This window comes from Paenibacillus agaridevorans (genome assembly GCF_003112455.1).
Lineage (GTDB): Bacteria > Bacillota > Bacilli > Paenibacillales > Paenibacillaceae > Pristimantibacillus > Pristimantibacillus agaridevorans.
This window is the reverse complement of the sequence record NZ_BDQX01000251.1, coordinates 18034-18983: the sequence shown is the minus strand read 5'-3', so window position 1 is coordinate 18983 and position 950 is coordinate 18034. Positions and strand designations below refer to the sequence as shown.

Here is a 950-nt window from a genome sequence, read left to right as displayed (position 1 = left end):
GGGGAGCCGGTCCAGCCTCACGGCTTGGCCGGCTTTTTTGGAATGGCGGCAGCATGCAGGTAGCGGGCTAAATGAATGGAGCGAGTTGGCAGACGGTAGGGATGTAGCAGACATGTGTGGGCTAACGGACATGCGAGACGTTATTCGAGCGAAAACGGGTATGGAGCGATTCTAAGGGACATAGAAGACGCTATATGGCTCCGAACGTGCCCGTTGGCTGTTGTTGAGCGGTTATAGCGTCGCTGGTGTCCGATAAAATTCGGAAATGCACCGAAATGGGCAAATAGCGTCGTTGCTGTCTGTTAGGATTGGAGTAACCGTGGGTTGTATGTGAGAGCTTAACGGTTGGTGAAGGAGCGCAACGAGGAACACTGACAAAATGGGCAAAAAGCGTCGCAGATGTTCGTAAAAAGTTGAGTAACTAGGCAAATGGGGGCGGGACAATGACGGTAACCGAATTTGGGACTAACCCGCCAAACCCACCGGCCCCACCGGGCATACCGAACCTGTCGAACCCACCGGCCCCGCCGGACATACCGAGCCTGTCGAATCCGCCGGCCCCGCCGGACCTACTGAACCCACCAAACCCACCAAACCCACCAAACCCACCAAACCCACCAAACCCACCGGTCCTACCGGACCTGTCGAACCCGCTACAAGCGCGGCTTATTCCGATCTGCCACGGGGTGATTTTGGCTGGAGGGCGAAGCTCGCGCATGGGGCGGGACAAGGCATTGCTGCCCGTGGGAGGACGACCGCTGCTGGCGCGACTTATCGGCGAGCTGCGAGAGGCGGTGACGGGCGAGATCGTTGTGGCGGTTAGCTCGCCGGAGCGGGAAGCCGCCTATCGGAGCTTGCTCGGCCCGTTGCCCGGCGGAGTCGTATTCGTCCTCGACGGGCAGCAGGACGCGGGGCCGGTTGCAGGTCTCGCGGCGGGACTGGCTGCGCTG

At 60.2% G+C, this 950-nt stretch carries 1 protein-coding gene; it reads left to right on the top strand.

Going from position 1 to position 950, the window contains the following annotated elements; translation table 11 throughout:
* Positions 1–443: 443 nt before the first annotated feature.
* On the top strand, positions 444–950 hold a 507-nt coding region (gene mobA / locus PAT3040_RS39555), incomplete at its 3' end, for a molybdenum cofactor guanylyltransferase (protein ID WP_305778786.1).